This window comes from Bacteroides luti (assembly GCF_900128905.1).
Classification (GTDB): domain Bacteria; phylum Bacteroidota; class Bacteroidia; order Bacteroidales; family Bacteroidaceae; genus Bacteroides; species Bacteroides luti.
The window spans coordinates 15,398-36,490 of the sequence record NZ_FQTV01000006.1 but is presented as its reverse complement, the minus strand read 5'-3'; the positions used below and the strand labels follow the sequence as shown (position 1 = coordinate 36,490).

20 protein-coding genes and 1 tRNA gene are annotated in these 21,093 nt (G+C 37.6%); 16 read left to right on the top strand and 5 right to left on the bottom strand.

All coding sequences use genetic code 11. The features are described from left to right. Positions 1–118: 118 nt before the first annotated feature. The gene (locus tag BUC21_RS06910; RefSeq protein WP_073400604.1) at positions 119–1,642 is read left to right on the top strand and encodes a GH3 auxin-responsive promoter family protein; all 1,524 of its coding nucleotides are present in this window, start codon (positions 119–121) and stop codon (positions 1,640–1,642) included. Between the two features lie 245 nt (positions 1,643–1,887). On the opposite strand, the gene BUC21_RS06905 is transcribed toward BUC21_RS06910, so the two are convergent. Next, the gene (locus BUC21_RS06905; protein WP_073400602.1) at positions 1,888–3,429 is read right to left on the bottom strand and encodes a glycine--tRNA ligase; all 1,542 of its coding nucleotides are present in this window, start codon (positions 3,427–3,429) and stop codon (positions 1,888–1,890) included. A gap of 162 nt (positions 3,430–3,591) precedes the next feature. Here BUC21_RS06905 and BUC21_RS06900 point away from each other — a divergent pair, with 162 nt between their 5' ends. From BUC21_RS06900 to BUC21_RS06830, 15 genes are all read left to right on the top strand, one after another. Next, entirely contained in the window at positions 3,592–6,330 is a 2,739-nt protein-coding gene (locus BUC21_RS06900; protein WP_073400600.1) for a DNA gyrase/topoisomerase IV subunit A, read from the top strand. Positions 6,331–6,383: 53 nt separating this feature from the next. Continuing rightward, positions 6,384–7,232: a DUF3316 domain-containing protein gene (locus tag BUC21_RS06895; RefSeq protein ID WP_073400598.1), complete on the top strand. Its 849-nt coding sequence runs from the start codon at positions 6,384–6,386 to the stop codon at positions 7,230–7,232. Between the two features lie 24 nt (positions 7,233–7,256). Continuing rightward, on the top strand, positions 7,257–8,279 hold the full coding sequence (locus tag BUC21_RS06890) for a S41 family peptidase (protein WP_073400595.1): 1,023 nt from the start codon (positions 7,257–7,259) through the stop codon (positions 8,277–8,279). A gap of 86 nt (positions 8,280–8,365) precedes the next feature. Next, positions 8,366–8,447, top strand: a tRNA-Leu gene (locus BUC21_RS06885). Positions 8,448–8,715: 268 nt separating this feature from the next. After that, entirely contained in the window at positions 8,716–10,050 is a 1,335-nt protein-coding gene (locus BUC21_RS06880) for an MATE family efflux transporter (protein ID WP_073400592.1), read from the top strand. Between the two features lie 203 nt (positions 10,051–10,253). Further along, entirely contained in the window at positions 10,254–10,961 is a 708-nt protein-coding gene (locus BUC21_RS06875; RefSeq protein ID WP_073400589.1) for a CDP-alcohol phosphatidyltransferase family protein, read from the top strand. Continuing rightward, positions 10,958–11,401: a GtrA family protein gene (locus tag BUC21_RS06870; protein WP_073400587.1), complete on the top strand. Its 444-nt coding sequence runs from the start codon at positions 10,958–10,960 to the stop codon at positions 11,399–11,401. Before BUC21_RS06875 ends, BUC21_RS06870 begins: the two co-directional genes overlap by 4 nt. 24 nt (positions 11,402–11,425) lie before the next feature. After that, positions 11,426–12,313, top strand: coding sequence for a 1-acyl-sn-glycerol-3-phosphate acyltransferase (locus tag BUC21_RS06865; protein ID WP_073400585.1), 888 nt, complete (start codon positions 11,426–11,428; stop codon positions 12,311–12,313). A 208-nt stretch (positions 12,314–12,521) separates the two neighbouring features. Continuing rightward, positions 12,522–13,040: a DUF4251 domain-containing protein gene (locus tag BUC21_RS06860; protein WP_073400583.1), complete on the top strand. Its 519-nt coding sequence runs from the start codon at positions 12,522–12,524 to the stop codon at positions 13,038–13,040. A gap of 48 nt (positions 13,041–13,088) precedes the next feature. Beyond that, positions 13,089–13,652 carry a Yip1 family protein gene (locus tag BUC21_RS06855; protein WP_073400581.1) on the top strand — a complete coding sequence of 188 codons (564 nt, stop codon included), beginning with the start codon at positions 13,089–13,091 and terminating at the stop codon, positions 13,650–13,652. A gap of 32 nt (positions 13,653–13,684) precedes the next feature. Then, positions 13,685–14,920, top strand: coding sequence for an OmpA family protein (locus tag BUC21_RS06850; protein WP_073400579.1), 1,236 nt, complete (start codon positions 13,685–13,687; stop codon positions 14,918–14,920). Positions 14,921–15,134: 214 nt separating this feature from the next. Then, complete coding sequence (locus BUC21_RS06845; protein ID WP_073400577.1) at positions 15,135–15,671, top strand: RNA polymerase sigma factor; 537 nt, start codon at positions 15,135–15,137, stop codon at positions 15,669–15,671. Beyond that, positions 15,649–16,080: a hypothetical protein gene (locus tag BUC21_RS06840; protein WP_073400575.1), complete on the top strand. Its 432-nt coding sequence runs from the start codon at positions 15,649–15,651 to the stop codon at positions 16,078–16,080. Before BUC21_RS06845 ends, BUC21_RS06840 begins: the two co-directional genes overlap by 23 nt. 20 nt (positions 16,081–16,100) lie before the next feature. Then, positions 16,101–16,556 (top strand): DUF6108 family protein, encoded by a 456-nt coding sequence (locus BUC21_RS06835; RefSeq protein ID WP_073400573.1) that lies wholly within the window; start codon positions 16,101–16,103, stop codon positions 16,554–16,556. Between the two features lie 23 nt (positions 16,557–16,579). Next, a complete protein-coding gene (locus tag BUC21_RS06830; protein WP_073400571.1) occupies positions 16,580–17,500 on the top strand; it encodes a hypothetical protein in 921 nt (306 codons plus the stop codon). 106 nt (positions 17,501–17,606) lie between these two features. On the opposite strand, the gene BUC21_RS06825 is transcribed toward BUC21_RS06830, so the two are convergent. The 4 genes from BUC21_RS06825 to BUC21_RS16700 form a co-directional block, all read right to left on the bottom strand. After that, a complete protein-coding gene (locus tag BUC21_RS06825; protein WP_073400569.1) occupies positions 17,607–18,914 on the bottom strand; it encodes an MgtC/SapB family protein in 1,308 nt (435 codons plus the stop codon). Positions 18,915–19,056: 142 nt separating this feature from the next. Continuing rightward, positions 19,057–19,527, bottom strand: a complete 471-nt coding sequence (locus BUC21_RS06820; protein WP_073400567.1) for a CYTH domain-containing protein — start codon at positions 19,525–19,527, stop codon at positions 19,057–19,059. Positions 19,528–19,530: 3 nt separating this feature from the next. Continuing rightward, positions 19,531–20,844, bottom strand: a complete 1,314-nt coding sequence (locus BUC21_RS06815) for an OprO/OprP family phosphate-selective porin (protein ID WP_073400565.1) — start codon at positions 20,842–20,844, stop codon at positions 19,531–19,533. Between the two features lie 85 nt (positions 20,845–20,929). Next, positions 20,930–21,061 carry a hypothetical protein gene (locus BUC21_RS16700; protein ID WP_262483232.1) on the bottom strand — a complete coding sequence of 44 codons (132 nt, stop codon included), beginning with the start codon at positions 21,059–21,061 and terminating at the stop codon, positions 20,930–20,932. Between the last annotated feature and the right edge of the window lie 32 nt (positions 21,062–21,093).

The following is a 21,093-nucleotide window of genomic DNA, read 5'->3' as shown; positions in this document are numbered from 1 at the left end:
AAGATAGAAAAAAATAGAAGCAATAAGAAAAACAGTAAAAAAATATATTCGGGAGAGTATAAATATAATAAATAAGGTTATTTTTGCATAAGATATAGAACTTATTATCGAATACATAATGAACAGTACAAAGCTGATTAGTAAATTTTTCATTCCACGACTAAAAGAACTTGCATTATACAATACAGCCGCACAATCTATCCAGGAACAAGTACTTGCCAGGCTTTTAAAAGAAGCCAATCATACTGAATGGGGAAGAAAGTACGACTATAACAGCATCGGCTCTTATGAGGAGTTCAAAAAAAGAGTTCCCGTACAGACTTATGACGATGTTAAACCGTATGTTGAAAGGATACGTTCGGGAGAACAAAACCTTTTATGGCCTTCCAAAATTGAATGGTTTGCAAAATCATCTGGTACTACAAACGATAAAAGTAAATTCCTGCCTGTAAGCCGTGAAGCTTTAAAAGACATTCATTATCGCGGTGGTCAGGATTGCGTTGCTCTGTATTCTCAAATTAACCCTGAAAGCCGCTTCTTTTCAGGAAAAGGGTTAATCCTTGGAGGAAGCCACAGCCCGAATCTGAATTCAAAGCACGGACTTGTTGGCGACTTATCGGCAATACTTATTCAGAATATCAATCCTCTATTCAACCTGATACGCGTTCCAAGTAAAGAGATTGCGTTAATGAGTGAATGGGAAAGCAAAATAGAACGGATAGCTCAAGAAACAATTAATAAGAATGTAACAAATCTCTCCGGAGTTCCTTCGTGGTTTCTGGTGCTGATAAAAAGGGTTCTGGAAATCACCGGAAAGCAAACTTTGGAAGAAGTTTGGCCTAACCTGGAAGTCTTTTTCCACGGTGGAGTAAGTTTTGCCCCCTATCGTGAGCAGTACAAGCAGCTTATACAGACAAGCAAGATGCATTACGTGGAGACATACAATGCCTCTGAAGGCTTCTTTGGGGTTCAGAACGACCTATCCGACCCTGCCATGTTATTGATGATTGATTACGGCATTTTCTATGAATTTATACCGCTGGACCAACTTCATCAGGAGAATCCGGAAATCTATTGTCTTGCCGATGTAGAATTAAACAAGAACTACGCAATGGTAATAACCACTTCTTGTGGTTTATGGCGATATATGATTGGCGATACAGTAAAATTCACGTCAAAGAATCCATATAAGTTTGTCATTACAGGCAGAACAAAGCATTTTATTAACGCCTTTGGAGAAGAACTCATAATAGATAATGCAGAAAAAGGGCTGGCTAAAGCATGTGCCGCTACCGGAGCACAAATATGCGAATACTCTGCTGCGCCTGTATTTATGGACAAGAATGCAAAATGCCGTCACCAATGGCTGATTGAATTTGCCGTAATGCCCGACTCTGTAGATAAGTTTGCAGATATTTTAGATTCAACTTTAAAGGAGCTTAACTCTGATTACGAGGCTAAAAGGTATAAAGACATTGCGCTTCAGCCTTTAGAGGTTATTGTAGCCCGCAAAAGTCTGTTTATTGACTGGCTTAAAATGAAGGGGAAATTAGGCGGACAGCACAAGGTTCCAAGACTAAGCAATACAAGAGAGAACATTGAAGAAATGATTCTTCTGAACAATAACGAGAACTTAGCCTGAACTTTTAAAAAACAAACCGAATAGTCTATAACATCTTGTACAAAAGAATGCATTCTTCTGTACAGAACAATTCTTTCTTTTGTACAGAAGAATTAAATGTTTTGTACAAGGAAAGATTAATCTTCCTTTGAGTTTTTAAAAACAAAGGAATAAGAATCAAAAAGCATAGTAAGCACTAAAAATAATTAAGGCCTCAGATTCCCGAACAGGAACAGAGGCCTTAACTTTATATCAATATCCTTATATTAAATCAAAGTCTTTAAAAGAGTAGTGATACTAACCTTATCAGCAATGATATTATTCAGTTCAGAGATTGCAACTCTTTCCTGAGCCATTGTATCACGGTGACGGATAGTTACACAGTTGTCTTCCAGAGTCTGGTGGTCTACAGTTACACAGTATGGAGTACCAATAGCATCCTGACGGCGGTAACGTTTACCAATTGAATCCTTTTCATCGTACTGGCAATTGAAGTGGAACTTCAAGTCATTGATAATTTCACGTGCCTTTTCAGGAAGACCATCTTTCTTAACAAGCGGCATAACAGCAAGTTTAATTGGAGCAAGTGCAGCTGGCAATTTAAGTACCACGCGTGTTTCGCCACCTTCAAGAGTTTCTTCGCAATAAGAAGCACACATTACGCTAAGGAACATACGGTCTACACCGATAGATGTTTCAATTACGTACGGAGTATATGATTCGTTTAACTCAGGATCGAAGTATTTAATATTCTTTCCTGAATATTTTTCGTGCTGACTCAAGTCAAAGTTTGTACGAGAGTGGATGCCTTCTACTTCTTTAAATCCGAATGGCATTTCAAATTCAATATCTGTAGCAGCATTAGCGTAGTGAGCCAACTTATCGTGATCGTGGAAACGATATTTAGCATCTCCAAAACCAAGTCCTTTATGCCATTTCAGACGTTGTTCTTTCCATAATTTAAACCAGTTAAGTTCTTCTCCCGGACGAACAAAGAACTGCATTTCCATCTGTTCGAACTCACGCATCCGGAAAATGAACTGACGGGCAACAATCTCGTTACGGAAAGCCTTACCAATCTGAGCAATACCGAAAGGTATCTTCATACGACCGGTTTTCTGTACATTCAGGTAGTTTACGAAAATACCCTGAGCTGTTTCCGGACGAAGATAAACCTTCATTGCACCATCGCTTGTAGAACCCATCTCCGTAGAGAACATCAGGTTAAACTGACGAACTTCTGTCCAGTTCTTTGTGCCAGAAATAGGACATACAATCTCTTCATCAACAATAATCTGACGAAGTTCATCCAGGTTATTATCATTTAAAGCCTTAGCAAAACGAGTGTGCAAAGCATCACGTTTTTCCTGATGACCCAGTACACGTGGATTAGTTGATCTATATTGAGCTTCATCAAATGATTCACCAAATTTCTTGCGGGCTTTCTCAACTTCCTTATTAATCTTTTCATCATATTTAGCAAGCTGATCTTCAATAAGCACATCCGCACGGTAGCGTTTTTTAGAGTCCTTGTTATCAATCAAAGGGTCATTGAAAGCGTCAACGTGACCGGAAGCTTTCCAAATTGTAGGGTGCATAAATATAGCTGAGTCAATACCAACAATATTTTCGTGAAGCAACACCATGCTGTCCCACCAATATTTCTTAATATTATTCTTCAACTCAACTCCCATCTGACCGTAATCATACACTGCTCCAAGTCCATCATAAATATCACTTGAAGGGAATACATAACCATACTCTTTACAGTGTGATACAATTTTCTTAAAAACATCTTCTTGTGCCATATCTTTTGTTTTATTTGTTAACTTGCTTACCAGAAATAAAATGCAAAGTAAATGAATTTTTTCAATAAAATTCGTATTTTTGTCTGCACATCACCCCATAATGATGTAAAAAACATAATTTGTTGTTAAAAACGATACCGAAAAAGAGGAAAGAGAAGATTTATGAGTGACGACACAATCGATAAAAATGAATTGAACGACGATATAGTACCTTCTTCTGAAGAGAATTTCATAGAAGAAGAGAACTCAACAGAAGAAGAATTAGCAAACAGCAACGAACATTCAGACTATAAACCTGTTGGTTCTCAAGACGAAAACATTAAGCACCAGCTGTCTGGTATGTATCAGAACTGGTTTCTTGACTACGCTTCTTATGTAATTCTAGAGCGTGCAGTTCCCCATATTAATGACGGACTGAAGCCTGTTCAACGACGTATTCTTCATTCCATGAAGCGACTGGACGACGGACGTTATAACAAAGTGGCAAATATTGTTGGTCACACCATGCAGTTCCACCCTCACGGTGATGCTTCTATTGGTGATGCACTGGTACAACTTGGACAGAAAGACTTATTAGTGGACTGCCAAGGTAACTGGGGTAATATACTTACCGGCGATGGTGCTGCAGCTCCCCGTTATATTGAAGCCCGTCTGTCTAAATTTGCGCTCGATGTGGTGTTTAACCCTAAAACCACTGAGTGGAAACAATCTTATGACGGACGAAATAAAGAACCTATTACACTGCCGGTAAAGTTCCCTCTTCTTCTGGCTCAAGGCGTAGAAGGTATTGCTGTGGGACTCTCTTCAAAGATATTGCCGCATAACTTTAACGAATTATGTGATGCTTCCATATCTTATCTTCACGATGAAGAGTTCGAACTTTATCCCGATTTCCAAACCGGGGGTGCTATCGATGTATCCAAATACAATGATGGCGAACGCGGAGGAAGCGTAAAGGTCCGTTCAAAGATTACCAAAATTGATAATAAGACACTGGCCATTACGGAGATTCCTTACGGCAAGAATACAACCACTGTTATTGAATCAATCTTAAAAGCGGTTGATAAAGGAAAAATCAAGATCCGGAAGGTAGACGATAATACTTCTGCTCAGGTAGAGATTCTCGTTCATCTGGCTCCCGGTGTCTCTTCTGATAAAACAATTGATGCACTTTATGCATTTACCGATTGTGAAATAAGCATTTCACCAAACTGTTGTGTTATTGATGAGCAAAAGCCTCACTTCCTTCGGGTAAGTGATGTTCTGAGAAAGTCTGTAGACAATACTAAATACTTACTTACACAAGAGCTGCTTATTCATAAAGGCGAATTACAGGAAAGCCTGCATTTCAGTTCTTTGGAGAAAATTTTCATCGAAGAACGTATATATAAAGACAAAGAATTTGAACAGGCTAAATCTATGGACGAAGCTTGTGAGCATATTGACAGCCGTTTAACCCCTTTCTATCCATACTTTATCAGAGAAGTAACTAAGGAGGATATCCTTAAGTTGATGGAGATAAAGATGGGACGCATCCTCAAGTTTAATTCAGAGAAAGCTGAAGAACTGATTGCCAGAATGAAGGCTGAGATTGAGGAGATTGACAAACACCTGGCAAATATTATTGAGTATACCGTAGATTGGTATACAATGCTCAAAAACAAATACGGGAAAAACTATCCACGTTTAACCGAGCTTCGTAATTTCGATACAATCGTGGCCGCTAAAGTAGTAGAAGCCAACGAAAAGTTATACATAAACCGCGAAGAAGGTTTTATTGGTACTGCTCTTAAAAAGGATGAGTATATTGCCAATTGCTCTGATATTGATGATGTGATTATCTTCTACCGTGACGGAAAATACAAGATTGTTCGTGTGGCCGACAAAATGTTTGTGGGCAAGAACATTCTTTATGTAAACATCTTTAAGAAGAATGACAAGCGTACCATCTATAATGTTGTTTACCGCGATGGAAAAGAAGGATTCCATTACATTAAGCGATTCAATGTTACGGCAATGACTCGCGACAAGGAATATGATGTTAGTCAGGGAACTCCCGGATCAAGGATTGTTTATTTCAGTGCAAATCCTAATGGAGAAGCAGAAGTAATTAAAGTAACATTGAAGCCTAATCCTCGAATCCGCAAAATTATTTTTGAAAAGGATTTTAGTGAAATAGCTATTAAGGGACGTCAGTCTATGGGTAATTTATTAACTAAGAATGATGTTCATAAAGTTGGTCTGAAACAAAAAGGAGGTTCTACTCTGGGCGGACGAAAAGTTTGGTTCGACCGGGATGTATTACGTCTTAATTATGATGGACGAGGAGAATATCTTGGTGAATTCCAGAGTGATGATTCTATTCTTGTTTTGCTCAATAACGGAGAATTCTATTTATCCAACTTCGATCTCAGCAATCACTACGAAGACAATGTGAGTATCGTTGAGAAATTCGATCCAAACAAAGTATGGTGTGCAGCTCTTTATGATGCCGATCAGCAGAATTATCCTTATCTGAAACGTTTCACACTCGATGCTACTTCGCGCAAGCAGAACTATCTGGGTGATAACAAGGATAATAAACTGATTCTTCTTACAGATGAGTTCTATCCTCGTTTTGAAGTTATATTTGGAGGGAACGACAGCTTCCGTGAAACATTAATAATAGATGCGGAAGAGTTTATCTCGGTTAAAAGTTTCAAGGCTAAAGGAAAACGTATATCAACCTTTGCCATTGGCGCAATAAACGAGCTTGAACCAACCCGCTTCCCGGAACCAAACAGTGAGGACAACAAAGATTCCGAAGACGAAGATGCCGAAACTGAAAACATGGATCCGGACAAAGATAAAAGTGAAGGTGATATTATTGATGAGATTACAGGACAAATGAAATTATTCTGATGAGATAAAGTTTTTGCAAGTTCCACAATGTCTGCTAAACACAAAATGAACTAATGAGAAAAATAACTGCATTACTTGTCATTCTTATTGGACTGAGTGGAACTATCTCCGCCCAAAGCGATTCATTGCAGGCCAACCGTTTTGTTACTCGCGCCATAACTTATGGTATAGGATATACAAACTTACTCGATACCTACCTTTCACCACAGGAATATACTGGTATGGAGGGGCGTGTTGTCAGGGAAACAATCAGAATGACCAAGCTATTTGACGGGAATGTATCGTTGCAGAATATTTTTCAGGCAAACCTTTCGTATACCCACAATCGGGTAGATAACAATAATACTTTTGCCGGATTGGTAAACTGGAACTATGGATTGCATTATCAGTTTCGCATTAACGATAATCTAAAGCTACTTGCAGGTGGATTAAGTGACATAAACGGTGGATTCGTCTATAATCTACAGAATTCTAATAATCCTGCATCAGCTAAAGCGTATGCAAATATTGCAGCGTCCGGCATGGTTATCTATCGGTTCAAAATTAAGAATTATCAGTTTGTAGCTCGTTATCAGGCAAATGTTCCTGTAGCTGGTGTTATGTTTTCACCCAACTACGGACAATCATACTATGAGATTTTTACTTTAGGAAATAGCGAAGGAGTTATTAAATTCACCAGCCTGAATAACCAGCCTTCAATTCGTCAGTTGTTCTCTTTGGACTTTCCGGTGGGATGTACAAAAATACGACTCAACTATCTTTGGGATATTCAGCAATCTAAAGTCAATAAGCTAAAAACACATACCTATTCGCATATCTTCATGGTGGGCTTTGTGAAAGACCTCTACATTGTAAAGAGCAAAAATGGAAATCCGCTTCCGGCAAAACTAAGAGCGTATTAATGTGTAATACAACAATTAATCGTAATGAGATTTAAAGAACATATTAAATATTATATAAGTTGGAGCATCGCCATCTGCTCTCTCCTGTTTATCATGACTTCGTGCGTGGAAGAAGCTACTTACAGCGACACACCCGAAGGCAATTTCGAAGAATTATGGTCAATTATTGACGAGCAATATTGTTTCCTTGATTATAAGAATATTGACTGGGATGCTATTCACACAAAATATAAGAAAAGAATCTCTGCCGATATGACGACCGATGGATTGTTTCAGGTGCTTGGGGATATGCTTGCCGAACTAAAAGACGGACATGTTAATCTGTATTCGGCCAACGATGTTGCACGTTACTGGAAATGGTACGAAGATTACCCCATGAATTTCAGTGACAGCATACAAAAGAACTATCTCGGAACTGATTACCGTATTGCATCAGGAATAAAATACAAAGTCCTGGACGATAATATTGGTTATATTTATTATGGAAGTTTCTCTGCAGGCATTGGTGATGGTAATTTGGACGAAGTACTGAGCAATCTGGCTATTTGTGACGGATTAATAATTGATGTACGTAATAATGGCGGAGGTACCATTACAAACGCCACCAAACTGGCAGAACGCTTCACTAACGAAAAGGTGCTTACTGGTTATATACGTCACAAAACAGGAATAGAACATACAGATTTCTCAGAACCCTATCCTATTTATCTGGAACCATCCAATAGCATCAGGTGGCAAAAAAAGGTAGCTGTACTTACCAATCGTAGAAGTTATAGTGCCACGAACGATTTTGTAAACAGTATGCGTATGCTGCCATTAGTAACTATCATAGGAGACAAAACCGGAGGTGGTTCTGGTTTACCTTTTACTTCCGAATTGCCCAACGGATGGAATGTTCGTTTCTCGTCCAGTCCTCATTTTGATGCCAATATGGAACAGATAGAATGGGGTATTGATCCCGATATAAAAGTGGATATTTCATCCACTGATTATAGTAAAGGAATTGATACCATTATAGAGCGAGCACGAGCTTTTTTAAAAAAATAGAAAATAAAATTGGATTTTGTTTGCACATAAAGAAATTATTCCTACCTTTGCAACCGCTAAACAGAAGTGCGACATCAACCGCAAATGCGGCTGTGGCGTAATTGGTAGCCGCGCTAGACTTAGGATCTAGTGACGAGAGTCGTGGGGGTTCGAGTCCCTTCAGCCGCACTTCAGAAAGACCTGCAATATTTTGCAGGTCTTTTTCTTTTTATCACGACTCTTCTTATTATTGGATCATACCAAAATCCTGAGGTATTGAAATCTTAAGCATAAATTTGGATAATCTGAATAAGAAGTAAGAAACCTGGGATTGAATCTTTGTTTGATAGATCCGTTTTAAAAGAAAAACTAAAATCCCCTACCTTATAATCTTCTATCTGAAAAATTCATTTTGTTATAATCATCATATTTAATGGCAAATATTGAAATATAAAAAATGAAAAATAAAAATACGGCCGACATGACTGTTGGCAGAATCACACCACAGATAATTCGCTTTGCTATTCCTTTAATACTTGGCAACTTCTTCCAACTGACATACAATGCCGCAGATTCTATAATTGTAGGTAGGTTTGTAGGCACAAATGCATTGGCCGCAGTTGGAGCAGCCGGACCTATTATGAATATTGTTATTTTTATGATCGTTGGTATTTGTTTGGGAATGTCAGTTCTTATGAGCGAATTCTATGGGGCTGGTGATTATCCTAAACTAAAGCGTGAAATTTCAACGTCTTTTATTTCTGGCGGTATCTTTACCCTAACTATCATTATTCTGGGTATACTCCTATCCCGCCCTATTTTATTGTTAATGAATACTCCGGCTGAAATCATAGATGATGCTACCCATTATCTCCAGATAATAATTTTCGGCTTAATCTTTACTTTTACATACAATATATATGCTTCAGCCTTGCGTAGCATGGGGAACTCTAAAACTCCGCTCTACTTTCTGATAACGTCATCTATCCTGAATGTTATTATGGACCTTATATTCGTTGTTATCTTTAAAATGGGAGTAATAGGCGCGGCCGTGGCAACTGTCATAGCAGAGGCAATATCTGCTTTTCTATGCATCTTCTATGTATGGATAAGAATCCCGATACTTAAATTTAAACGTTCTGAATTTGTTTTTGACCGTTCATTGCTTAGAAGTACAGTAAATTACAGCTCAGTTGCAGCAATGCAGCAAATTTGTCTATACGTAGGCAAACTACTTATCCAAGGAGCTGTTAATCCTCTAGGCGTACATTCCATTGCTGCTTTTAATGCGGTTAATCGCATAGACGACTTTGTTCTTGCGCCCGAACAAAGCATTGCTAACTCTTCCACAACATTTTTAGCAATAAACCGGGGAGCAGGAAAAACAGAGAGGATGAGAAAGGGATTTATTTCATCCTTTAAAATAGAACTTACATATAGCATCGTATTAATGCTTGGCATTTTCTTCGGATCCTATTGGCTGACTTATCTTTTTGTTGGCAATGAAGGAGAAAATGTGATTGTATCCGGCGTATCATATCTGAAGACAATGGCCTTCTTTTACTTTTTACCTGCCATAACAAATGTACTTCAAGGCTTTTTCCGTGGAATAGGAAAACTAAGGGTAACGTTAAATTCTACATTTTTTCAAATTGCAGCCAGAGTTATTGCTGCTTATTTTTTAGCTCCTCGATTTGGACTGTCGGGAATAGCCTTTGCATGCCTTGTAGGATGGATAGTAATGCTTGGATATGAGATTCCTGTATTCATGAAGCATTGGAAGAAAAGATAGAAAATCCTGATTTGTTTTGACGATTTGAATGAACAATTTTGATGTAAATAAGATATTAACAATCTTTTATATTTCGTAAATTACAAAATTTAATTCTTTTCAATGGAAAATATTCGTATTTTTGTACTTTATTAGCTTTTAACGAAATATTTAATATAAATATAAAACGTTCGTAGTAAATTTATAATATTAAAAACAACCAAATGAAAAATAACCTATCTCGAGAGAAAGTAGAAACATTATCCACCATTTCAAAAGGTAGACATAGAACTAACCTGCTGAAAGTTCAGGAACAAAAAGCTCTGGCTTTTTTCGTTCAACGTATTCCTGAATATATAAGCTCAGATATGTTGACCGCTATCGGCTTCATGGGTAGCGTAATAACAGCGTCTAGCTTTATACTGGCAGCTCACATTAATATATACTTCCTTTTACTTGGTGTATTAGGCTTCGCAATAAACTGGTTTGGCGATTCTCTTGATGGTAGAGTGGCATATTACCGTAACACTCCAAGAAAATGGTACGGATTCTCTCTAGATATTACAGTAGACTGGATCACTGATATCTTAATAGGTATTGGATATATGGTTTACGTTGGAAGTCCCTGGTACTTAATCGGATATGGTTTCATTGTTATGTACGGCTGGGAAATGATTACCACCTTGTTGAGATATAAAATTACTGATAAATACAGCATAGACAGCGGACTGTTTGGCCCTACAGAGGTTAGAATCTTTATATCACTAATCCTTGTACTCGAAGTCTTTTTCGAAGGCTCTATCATATACTCGGGAGGTGTAATATGTATTATGCTATTTATTGCAAACATTAATGATACAAGAAACCTTTTACGATTGGCAGACAGCCGGGATATCACTGAAAGAACAACCAAAATGAATGAAAACAAATGATTGAGAAATTATTCGTTTTCACAAAAGCCCAGATATCATGCGGCATAGGTGGAATTGTTGATTACATAACAATGATTCTATGCACAGAACTGCTAGGTATACATTATACAATCTCAATTGTTATCGGCGGAACCATCGGAGCGTTTATCAATTTTTCTATAAATAAATCGTGGGCTTTCCAATCTAAGGCAGATTCTTATAAATACTCATACAGAAGTCAGCTAATCAGATTTACTCTTGTTGCATTGAACAGTATTGCATTAAAATCTGCCGGAACATACTATTTCACGACTGTTCATCATATTGATTATGAGTTTAGTCGTATTATTACCGATCTAATTGTTTCCTTAGCTATAAATTATACACTTCAACGAAAATGGGTTTTTAAAAAAGAGCGTACTAGTCTTAAAACAGAAAAGACCTACGTTTCAGGGCGTTGATGGTAACTATTAATTTTTTGTATTTTGAGAAAGACATTAATTGAAGCAGAAAACCTTGAAAAAGCCTCTCCGATTTTTAAAGGCAAATTGGGGAATCGTTTGGCTAAATTTGTCATTCGGCTTTTTGCTATAGATAAGGTTAATAGGCTATACGAGCAATCATGCGATTATAAAGGCGCTGAATTTGCAGCGAGTTTATTAAATAACTTAAACGTTAACTATCGCATTGGAAATGTTGAACGTTTAAAAGAACTGCCTCAAGGTGGGTTTATCACTATATCCAATCACCCTTATGGAGGAATAGATGGAATTATGCTGATAGATCTGATGGCTGGAATACGTCCGGACTATAAAGTGATGGTTAATGAGTTTCTCTCTCTAATTGAACCTATGGAAGAGAACTTTATTTCGGTTAAGCCCAAAGGAAATAAAGATAACGGAGTATCTACAACAAGCATCAACGGCATCCGCGAAACACTAACGCGTCTTCACGATAATCATCCTGTTGGTTTTTTCCCTTCAGGAGCTGTTTCAGACCTCAGCTTGCGCGACAGATGTGTAAGAGACCGTGAATGGCAGGAAAGCGTTGTCAGACTCATTCAAAAGGCTAATGTGCCAATTGTTCCGATCCGCTTCTTTGATCAAAATTCACCATTCTTCTACTCACTGGGATTAATTGACTGGAGAGTTCGTCTGATAAGGATGCCCTATGAGGTATTTAATAAAAGCAAGCAGAATCCACGAATTGGAATCGGTGAAATAATAACAGTTGAAGAACAGGCAAAATATACTGATTACCAATCTTTGCGAACATTTTTGAGAGAATCAATCTATAAAATGCCAATGCCTGCTTCGTTTACGCCAAGAACAATTCTGGACTTACCAGGAACTTCTCAAAAAGACAAGAAGTAAATATATAACTTATACTGAAGAAAATTCAGTTTGATATACATCAAAGACAGTTTTAGACCCGGGTCTCAGCACACTTTAGACCCGGGTGTAAAGCATACTGAGACCCGGGTCTAAACAATATTCTCTCCCGAAAGATTTCAAAACATTACCTCACAACATTTTATCGTCTCTAAGCGTTTATTATCTGTAACATCAATACTTTACAGAGATGAAAGCAAAAAAAATAATTATTGGCCTGTTTGCTGCCTTTATTGCTTTGTCTTTACCGATGAATGCACAAAGCAAAAAGCAGAAACAAGAAGAGATCAGTAAAACGATCAGAGAGCTTATAGAAGCTCAGAAGATAAATGTAGAAGTCAATACTGCCTTACCTATGAGAGGCCCAAGCAGACATCTTACATCAAACTATTCCGTAGAAATAAGGAATGATTCCGTATTCTCCTACCTGCCATATTTTGGTATTGCCTACTCCGCACCTTACGGAGGTCGAGCTAAAGGATTAATTTTCGATGAAAAAATAACAGACTACAAAGTCCTTTTTGATAAAAAAGGTACTGCAAATATAAGTTTCAGAACCCGAAATGATGAAGACAGCTATATTTACTGGATAAAGATTTTCTCATCAGGATCGGCAGATGTACGTGTAACTCCTAACAATAAGCAGTCCATCTCTTTTTATGGAGAATTTATTTATGATGCGCCTAAAAAGAATGCTAAGAACAAATAATTAACTCAGCATACTATCTCTTTTCTACTAACAAAAATCAAAAGTATTATGAATACAATTGAACGAGCAAAGAACATTATTCTGTCTCCTAAAACAGAATGGTTGGTTATAGAAACTGAAGAAATTTCAGCAAGTAAGCTATTAACTTCTTATTTACTTTTGTTGGCTCTTATCCCCGCCGTTTGTGGATTTATAGGCTACGGCCTGGTTGGTTATAATGTGCTTGGAGCGCATTTCGGATCAATTGATTTAGGTTTCCGCCATGCGGCAACGTCTTATGTTAGCATGATTGCCGGAGTTTATCTTACAGCATTTATAATAAACAAACTAGCACCAAGATTCAGCTCTTTAGAGAATTTCGATAAAGCTTTTCAGCTAGTTGTCTATTCATATACACCCATGTTTGTTGCAGGAGTTTTTTATCTTTTTCCATCGATGTCAACAATCGCTGGGATTTTCGGTTTATACGGTCTTTATATTCTATACATCGGACTAACTCCAATGATGAAAACACCCGAAGAAAAAGTAACCTCCTACTTCCTGACCTCAATTATCTTCCTGGTAGTTATCTCATTGCTATTATCCATTGTGCTTGGTGCCTTTTACTTTTAAACAAACAATATTCAATATTAAAATCTAAAGCTATGAAAAATAATAGAATTCTGTTTTTAGTACTTTTTCTATTTGTATTCGCCAATACAAATGCACAAGGCTGGCTAAAGAAAATAGGTGAGAAAGTTAAGGATAAAGTAGAGAATAAGGTTGAGAAGAAAACCGATCAGGCTATTGATAAAGAGTTGGATAAAACAACAACAAAAAAGAAAGGTACAAATGATAATAGCAAAGTAGAAAAGAGCTCTGTGGAGTCTACGGAAAAAGGCAAACTGGAGAGCTATTCTCAGTACGACTTTATACCGGGAGATAAAATTATCTTTTTCGAAGACTTTTCACAAGATGCCATAGGCGACTTTCCTGCACAATGGACAGGTAACAGCACTGGAGAAGTCAAGAAGTTAAATATAGCATCGGGAAACTGGTTGCACATGAATGGAAAAGATGCTGTTTACTGTTATACAAAGAAGATTGATTTCCCCGAAAACTTTATATTTGAGTTCGATTTTGTTCCGGATAAAGATTACTCCCGCGGAACAATTCTTAATATTTATGAGGACGATCCGAAAAGGCCACAGGAGATAAATGATGACGCATGGCCAGGAATTCATGGCTTAAAAATAGTAATTCCGGAAGATGGCTGGGAAACTACCGGATACAAGCCAGGAGGTGAGAATCTTAGTGGTTCATCAAATACCAACCCGGTGATTACCGAAAAGGTAAACCATATAATTATCTGGGTACAGAAAAGAAGAGTGCGTATTTATCATCTGGGGGCAAAGGTTCTTGATATTCCAACCAACATTCACAGTACTACAAAGTTTAACAAGATAGTGTTCAACGGATGGGATCGTAACAGCCACCCGTATATAACGAATCTTAAAGTTACAACCGCCTCTCCCGATACCAGGAGCAAACTGCTGACCGAAGGAAAAGTTATCTCTTATGGCATTTATTTCGATTCAGGAAAAGATATAGTAAAGCCCGAATCTTACGGATCGGTACGCGAAATTGCAAACGTACTGAATGAGAATCCCGCAGTTCGGATTAAGGTTATTGGCCATACAGACAGTGATGGCGATGATGCACTTAATCTGGATTTATCAAAAAGAAGAGCTGCAAATGTTAAGCAATACCTGATTAGTGAATTCAAGATTGACGGCTCCAGAATTGAAACGGATGGAAAAGGAGAAAGTGCACCTATTGCAGACAATAGCAGCCCTGAGAATAAAGCTAAAAACCGCAGGGTTGAATTTATTAAGCTATAATTCAAAATAAAAATAGGCCTCTTTACCGTACTTTATGAATGCGGTAAAGAGGACATATTAATATACTTAATCTATCTAAATCTCTGTAAATCTAAGAATAAGGCATAAACTCAGAACTTATCAAAAACAGATTAATCTTCCACAAAATATTTTTTTTGTAAAAACAAAGGGATGAATGTTATGTTTTCATCCCTTTTTCGTCTATTATACATAGATGAATCTCGAACAATTCAAAATAAACGTTTTGCCACTTCGTGAAAAGCTGTTTAATTATTCACGAAAGATGACTGAAGAAACCTCCGATGCTGAAGATATTGTTCAGGAGGCTTTTCTTAAGCTTTGGCGCATGCGTGAAAAGCTGGACGAATATCGCAGCATTGATGCACTAGCCACAGAGATTGTAAAAAATCTCTGTATTGACAGATGGAAATCGCCGGTTCATGCATCTGTGGGACTCGATGAGATCAAAGTTCTCTCTGGATGGGATAATCCCGAACAAACACTTGTGGCAAATGACCAGGTGCAGTTAATAGGGAAGATAATGGAGACTCTCCCACCCTTACAGCAAACAATCATCCGGATGAAAGATATAGAAGGGTATGAATCGGAAGAAATTGCTGAAATAACCGGTTGTGATATTCAGGCAGTAAGAATGAACTTGTCGAGAGCTAGAAAAAGAGTCAGGGAGGTATTCCTGCAATTAACAAACGAGAGAAAGGAGAATCAGAATGAAAATAGACGCTTTGCTTAATAAGTACTTTGAAGGAGAGACTTCCTGCGAAGAAGAGCAATGGATAAGGGACTACTTTTCAAATGAAAACGTTCCAGAGCACTTGCTTTGCTATAAGCCAATGTTTGCTTACTTCGATAATGAAATAAGCACAGAACAGGCCAAAAAGACTGTAAAGGCTAATAAGATGGCTATTCCACGAAGAAAAACGTTGGTCTATACATTTAGCGGAATAGCGGCCTGCATTGTTATGGCAATAGGAATATCTACATTCTTTCAACAATCTGATGATTCTTGCAAAAGGAATTATGTAGTAATTAATGGTAAATGTTATACCGACGAAGCAACAATTAAGGCTTATGCAAATGCTTCACTTCAGGAAGTGGCCACTTCCAAAGATGAGGTTTTTACTGAATTATTTAAAGATTAACAGATTAAAAACAGAGAATAATGAAGAAAAGAATTCGGTTTTTACTGCTTATGCTTATACTCTCAGGGTGTTTCCCTGTGGTTTGTGAGGCACAAAGCGGGTTAAGAATAGCTTCCATTTTCGAAAGATATGGAAAACAAAAAGGAGTTGCCATGGTAGAGCTGTCAACAGAGATGTTGGAAACCTATAGCATGGAAAAGTATAAGAGCATCACAATCAAAGACTCTCACAGGGCTTTACCCGAAATACGTCAATGCCTTGAAACGGACAAAAAAGGCGCAAAGAAAATAAAAGAGATTATTGAAGGCGGCCAACTTGTATCGGGTTATTATCAGCTTCCTTCAAGAAAAGAAGATCTTAACCGGTTTATACTTTTTAAACTCAGTAAAAAAGGAGCGGCTACATTGGTTTATATAGAAGGAGAACTGGAATCTGACGATCTTATTACTTTGCTATTTATGAAAAAAGATTTATAACTCACAACCAAATACAGAACAGTATGAAAAAAATTATGTTACTTGTTTTTTTAATATTTCCCACACTCTTAATGGCTGGGGAGATAGCTCCTTCCGACACTACAATTTATGTAAACGGGAAAAAAATAGTGATTAAAGAGAACAACGATAAAATTAAAATCAAGGTATACGAACAAAAGGCTCAAGGCGACACCATAGAGAATGATCAAATATTTGAAGGCATATACCGGGATGGAAAAAGTACAGAGAAACGCATGTCCAATAGTATAAACATCCCTATTCCGAAGCTAGGATCAGGACATTCATCTTCAAATCGAATAACAGACCCTCACTGGGCAGGTTTTGGAATGGGCTTTTGCAGTTTTGCCGACAACAAAATGAACCTGAACAATGTAAATGGGGTTGATCTGATATCAAGTAGTTCAAAGGAATTCATTTTGAATTTTTACGAACGTGCATGGAATATATCTAAGTGTGGATTAGCTATTGTTAGTGGAACCGGGTTCCGTTTTAACAGTTATCACTTTGAAGGAAACAAGGCACTTATTGAGGTTAACGGGGTTACAGAACTGAGAACTGCTCCTGCAGGAGGAAGATATGACGACAGCAAGCTGCATACCTCCTACTTCACCATTCCTTTGCTGCTTGAATATCAAAAAAAGATTCCACACACAGGTCCCCTCTATCTATCGGCAGGCGTTGTGGGTAATGTAAAGTTATGCTCTTCTTCCAAAGTAAAACTAAACGATGAAAGTGGTAGTCATAAGCAAAAGCTAGGAAGCGACTTAAATATTCGCCCTATATCAATGGATTTCCTGGTACAAGCAGGTGTAGGATGTTTCGGAATGTATGCAAGATACTCTCCACAAACTCTTTTTGAAGGAGGAAAAGGACCTGAAATTCATCCCGTTTCCATCGGATTAATTCTTCATTTTGATATGTAAATCCAATCTGTATTCAATAATCTTTCTTATAAAAGCACTCCTGCTATCAATTACATACAGTATAGGTAGCGGGAGTTTTTATATAATAAGAAGTGTAATCCCCGGCTTAATGCAAGTAGAAAAAGATTAGAAGCGCCACATTAAGCACTATTATAAGAGTAAAGCCGATAGTAAGATAAGGAAGCATCTCTTTTCTCCTGCCTGAGAAGAATAAAGCATAGCACATTTTCATAAGATTGTTGCTCACAATAGCTTGCAATGTACAAGCCACGGCCATACTTACAGCTAAGCTTCCGGTACCCTGGAGAAGGGTTAATACAAATGGCGTAACATCACTTAAGCCCGATACAAACGAAAGTATATTCAATCCCTCTGCTCCTGCATAGCTAAATGTGTAATGGGTAACAACTGTAAAGACAACAAATAGCAATGCAAAAATCAAAGCAACTTTAAACTCTAAAGGGTTATTGCTTTCTTCACGATCGTCTTCAGCATCTTTTGTTAGCTCGGTAAAATCGGTTTTTTTATGAATAACCCAAGCTATTATTATCGATACACATGACATAATAAGCAAATAAGGATAAACAGAAAGAAATATCTCTACGCTGAACACCGGTATCAGTATAAGGAATCGAAGATACATCATACTCACTGCCATCAGCATTGCGGCCACATATTCGGGGATTTCTCTTTCCTTTGCATGCTTACATTTGCGGGCCAAGACTGAAATAGTAGCAGTGCTGCTATATAATCCTCCTACAATGCCGGCAACCAATGTACCGGATTGATGAAACACATATCTTTTCAGCAGATAAGAGAGATAAGAAATGCCGGAAACAACCACAGTAGCAAGCCATATTGTGTAGGGAGTAAGGTTTATCCCCGGAATAAGATTCTCATTGGGAAGCATTGGAAGAATAATACCACTGATAGCAAGGAACTTTGCCAGGGTAATCATTTCGTCATTCTGCATGTGCTGTGCAATCTCCGTAAAAGTACTCTTCATTTCTGTAAAAAGTAGAACGGTAACAACAACCATGATATAGAACCAGGAAGGCTGGGTTTCTACAATCGGAGCAAGACAGTAGGTGATTAAACCGGTAATAATGCTGGTAATTCCATAAATATTGTGCTGAGACATCTTTACATAATAGTTAAGCCCCAAAAGAATAATTAGAGCCAATCCGCCACCCATAAAAAGGAACAGATTTACAGGATCAAGAATATAAAGCAGATAACCAAGAATCCCGATAAAGGTAAACGTACGGTCTGTTCCGAAAAAGGTTTTATCTATTCCTTCTCCTTCCTTCTTCAAACTCAACTTGCGTTGCGAAAGACCAATAAGAAGGGAAAAAAGAGTTACCAGAACAAACGTAAAAAGTTCCTGTGGGAATATTTGATAGATCTTCTCCATAATCTTTAGTTTTTCTATTTAGTATATGAATACTAACTTATCTATTATATTTTGAAAGAACCGTGATAACCACTAATAGTATAACAGATTAGAGAATAGTCATTTATATACAAATATAAAGAAATATTTCAGACAAATAAAATTATTTCCAGGTTCTGAAAGGGTGTTTCATTAAATTTGAGTTGTAATAACGGATATCTCCGGTCACCTCTTCATCAATAAACGAAGGTTTTTCATACAATTCATCTTCAGAGTTAAGTTCTACTTCAGCCAGAATAAGCCCATCATTCTCGCCATAGAACTCATCAACTTCAAAAGTATGCTTTCCGCTTTTAACCAAGTACCTGGTTTTGTCGATAATGCCCGGTTCACAAAGCTTCATCAGTTCCTGAGCTTCATTAAACGGAATCTCTTTCTCCCATTCGTATCTGCTCATACCAGAAGCATTAGATGCACCTTTTATTGTAAGATATCCCTTTTCATCGCGTATTCTTATACGAACAGTGCGCCCATGCGCACTGCTTATATAACCTTGTACAATATGACTCTGAGAATAAGCCAATGACTTAAATTCTCCTTTTACCAGGAATTTTCTTTCTATTTCCTGTGCCATAAATTAGAAATTTAATTGAGCACGGAGCGTAACAATGCTATAATCGTTACCCACCTTACCAAAACTTTCAATAACTTCAGAAGGAACCTTTGTCACTTGAGTAGCACTCTTATAACCTACTGCAACAGTTCCACCTGCATTTGCATATTTATCATGATCCACATAAGAGTAATTCAGCTGAAACTTCAGGTTCTTGCTTGCATAATAGTTAATGCCCAATGTGTATCCTTTAGAGTCACCACCCTTAACGCTTTTCCCATTCATATCCAAACGGTCAAAACGGGCAGCCAATTCTATATCTCCCCACTCTTTTCCACAAAGAGGTTGAGTAAAGGCACCTTTACTTGCAACATAAGATTGCTGACCACCAAATAACAGACAAGCAACCTCTGCATAATATCCATTAAACTTTTCTGTAGCTAAGTCACTCATTCTGTGAGTCTGGTTCAGGATATATTCACTTTGGAAACGAACACCGTGAGAAAAAGCAGCAAGTTCAGTGCCTAGCAACCAGTCATGGTTTACAGAAGTAATATCTTTAGTATCCATAAACTTAATCTTGTCAATACCTGAAAGAGAAGCAGTGCTATATCTAACAGTATTTACCTTTCCTGAACCCACATCTGTTTTTGGAGTACGATAAGAAGCAGCAACTCCTAAATGGAATCCCTTATCTTTTGCTTTAGAAAGAGGCATCCAGATAGTACGGAATGTATAAGATACACCTTCGTCCTGTCCGGCTTTAAGGTTTGCATCAACATAATCTTTTTCTGTACTGCCATTTATCTTCTGGAAATGAACGCCAGCTTGTCCAAGGAATTGCCCTTTTTGATAAGCTCCCTGCAAACCAATATGATATTCTGGTGAAAAGGCTGAAACAACATTCGGATGTTCGATGAAAAGGAAATCTCCAGAGGAAGTCATTGTAAGCATAGAAAAACCTTCCTGGAAGTTACCCAAACGGAAATTCAATCCATTCAGGAAATCGTACTTAATAAAACAATCCTTCAAAGTAAAAGCACCTCCGGCAAGATCCATTTCTACTTTACCTGAAAGATTTTTCCCGAAAGAAGCATTTGTGTTAAGTCTTACACGACGAAAGCCTACCCCGTTAGCAAGCGGTTGATAATCTCCTCCATAGTAAGCAGCACCATCCATCTGAATACGTCCACCGAAAGAAACTTTTAAATCACTTTGAGATAAATTGAACAAAGGAGTTACACTCTTGTTCTCTGACACAGAACCTGGTTCTGCTGCAAATACAAAAGCAGATACCGATAACAAACCCAAAAGAGGGAGCAATGTTAGTTTTTTCATAACTAAATTATTGTAATATAATGTTTATTGCTGCCTTGGGAAGAAAATAAAGAAGCGGAAAAGGTTCTCCTCTTCCGCTTGAACTTTATGAAAATAAAGAAGAACTAAGCAACAGTAGTAAACACAAAATAATTAGTGCAACAACTACAATCTGAAATACTCTTTTAGCCTGAAGCTCTTCCTTTTTAGCGTTTATAGCCTTTTTATTCTTTCCCATGGCATTTAAATTATTAGGTTTAACATGTTCCC

Bases quoted from the DNA above. Each gene is read 5' to 3' on its own strand.
- BUC21_RS06910 (WP_073400604.1), top strand. From the start codon at position 119: ATGAACAGTACAAAGCTGATTAGTAAATTTTTCATTCCACGACTAAAA.
- BUC21_RS06905 (WP_073400602.1), bottom strand. From the start codon at position 3,429: ATGGCACAAGAAGATGTTTTTAAGAAAATTGTATCACACTGTAAAGAG.
- BUC21_RS06900 (WP_073400600.1), top strand. From the start codon at position 3,592: ATGAGTGACGACACAATCGATAAAAATGAATTGAACGACGATATAGTA.
- BUC21_RS06895 (WP_073400598.1), top strand. From the start codon at position 6,384: ATGAGAAAAATAACTGCATTACTTGTCATTCTTATTGGACTGAGTGGA.
- BUC21_RS06890 (WP_073400595.1), top strand. From the start codon at position 7,257: ATGAGATTTAAAGAACATATTAAATATTATATAAGTTGGAGCATCGCC.
- BUC21_RS06880 (WP_073400592.1), top strand. From the start codon at position 8,716: ATGAAAAATAAAAATACGGCCGACATGACTGTTGGCAGAATCACACCA.
- BUC21_RS06875 (WP_073400589.1), top strand. From the start codon at position 10,254: ATGAAAAATAACCTATCTCGAGAGAAAGTAGAAACATTATCCACCATT.
- BUC21_RS06870 (WP_073400587.1), top strand. From the start codon at position 10,958: ATGATTGAGAAATTATTCGTTTTCACAAAAGCCCAGATATCATGCGGC.
- BUC21_RS06860 (WP_073400583.1), top strand. From the start codon at position 12,522: ATGAAAGCAAAAAAAATAATTATTGGCCTGTTTGCTGCCTTTATTGCT.
- BUC21_RS06855 (WP_073400581.1), top strand. From the start codon at position 13,089: ATGAATACAATTGAACGAGCAAAGAACATTATTCTGTCTCCTAAAACA.
- BUC21_RS06850 (WP_073400579.1), top strand. From the start codon at position 13,685: ATGAAAAATAATAGAATTCTGTTTTTAGTACTTTTTCTATTTGTATTC.
- BUC21_RS06845 (WP_073400577.1), top strand. From the start codon at position 15,135: ATGAATCTCGAACAATTCAAAATAAACGTTTTGCCACTTCGTGAAAAG.
- BUC21_RS06840 (WP_073400575.1), top strand. From the start codon at position 15,649: ATGAAAATAGACGCTTTGCTTAATAAGTACTTTGAAGGAGAGACTTCC.
- BUC21_RS06835 (WP_073400573.1), top strand. From the start codon at position 16,101: ATGAAGAAAAGAATTCGGTTTTTACTGCTTATGCTTATACTCTCAGGG.
- BUC21_RS06830 (WP_073400571.1), top strand. From the start codon at position 16,580: ATGAAAAAAATTATGTTACTTGTTTTTTTAATATTTCCCACACTCTTA.
- BUC21_RS06825 (WP_073400569.1), bottom strand. From the start codon at position 18,914: ATGGAGAAGATCTATCAAATATTCCCACAGGAACTTTTTACGTTTGTT.
- BUC21_RS06820 (WP_073400567.1), bottom strand. From the start codon at position 19,527: ATGGCACAGGAAATAGAAAGAAAATTCCTGGTAAAAGGAGAATTTAAG.
- BUC21_RS06815 (WP_073400565.1), bottom strand. From the start codon at position 20,844: ATGAAAAAACTAACATTGCTCCCTCTTTTGGGTTTGTTATCGGTATCT.
- BUC21_RS16700 (WP_262483232.1), bottom strand. From the start codon at position 21,061: ATGGGAAAGAATAAAAAGGCTATAAACGCTAAAAAGGAAGAGCTTCAG.